1 protein-coding gene is annotated in these 1109 nt (G+C 44.8%); it reads left to right on the top strand.

The annotated features are described in order from the left end of the window. On the top strand, positions 1 to 1109 hold a 1109-nt coding region (locus tag ACFIM8_RS09100; protein WP_375614830.1), incomplete at both ends, for a hemagglutinin repeat-containing protein.

Below are 1109 nucleotides of genomic sequence, written 5' to 3'. Positions count from 1 at the left end.
TCACACATCACGGCACGCCAAGATGTGCAGATTACTGCTGACAATGATGTGAATTTACAAGCAGCCATTGTTTCGGCTGATCGTGATGTCAACATTGATGCAGGCAATAATATCACACTATCAGAAAGCTATGATACCTCTAACGCAAAAGAAAAGCATGAAAAGTCTTTTGCTGGTGTGACAGGCTCTGTCAATGTGGGCATTCTTGGTACAGTAAAAGATGTAAAGGATGCAGCCAAACGTTTTGGTCATGGGGATACAAAACACAAAATCGGCAATGGTCTTATTGCTGGTCTAAAAGGCTATGATCTCTATAGCAAAGGTAAAGGTCTTTATAATGGGATGAAAGGTGGAAACAAACAGTCTATTCGTGATATTGCTGATGTTTCTGCTAGCGTAACCGTGGGCTTTAAGACAGAGAAGGCAGAAGCCTCTGTTCAGACCTCTACAGCGGTAACAGATAGCATAGAAGGCGGACGCGCTGTTAACATGCAAGCCCACAAAGGCAGCATCCATGGTGTTGGAGCCGATATTATTGCCGGTACAAACCCGATGCAAAGCAATGATGAACAGAGCGGGAATATCACCATGGGAGCAGGTGAAGATATCATCTTTGAAAGTGCGCAAAATACGCAAAGCACAGAAAACCACACGCAAAGCGCTTCAATGAATGTTGGGTATAGTTATGGTACCGGTGGTACAGGGTGGATGGGGAATGCTTCTTTTGGTAAAGGCAAGGGTTCCAGTGAGGAGGTTCACCAGAAGAACAGCCATATTATTGGCACCGGCACAGTTCACACAACGAGTGGGGCAAACACCACATTGGCAGGCGCCGTGGTTTCTGGAGAGCGTGTAGAAATGGAAGTAGGGGGTGATTTTACCGTTGTCAGCCACAGTGATAAGGGACAAAGCTCCAGCAAGCAAAACTCTGTTTCCATTGGTTATAATAGCCGAGAAAAGGATGGTACAGCCACAACCAATATTTCCTTGAACAAGGATAAATCCTCTAGTGATTATCATAGTGTTGTGGAGCAATCAGGCATCAAAGCGGGTGATGGTGGTTTTAAGATCAACGTTAAAGATAAAACAACGCTGACCGGAGGTATTAT

Origin of the sequence: Bartonella sp. AC535YNZD, from assembly GCF_042196625.1 — a bacterium.
Lineage (GTDB): Bacteria > Pseudomonadota > Alphaproteobacteria > Rhizobiales > Rhizobiaceae > Bartonella.
The sequence above is the reverse complement of the archived record's forward strand: the minus strand, read 5'-3'. Positions and strand labels throughout refer to the sequence as shown.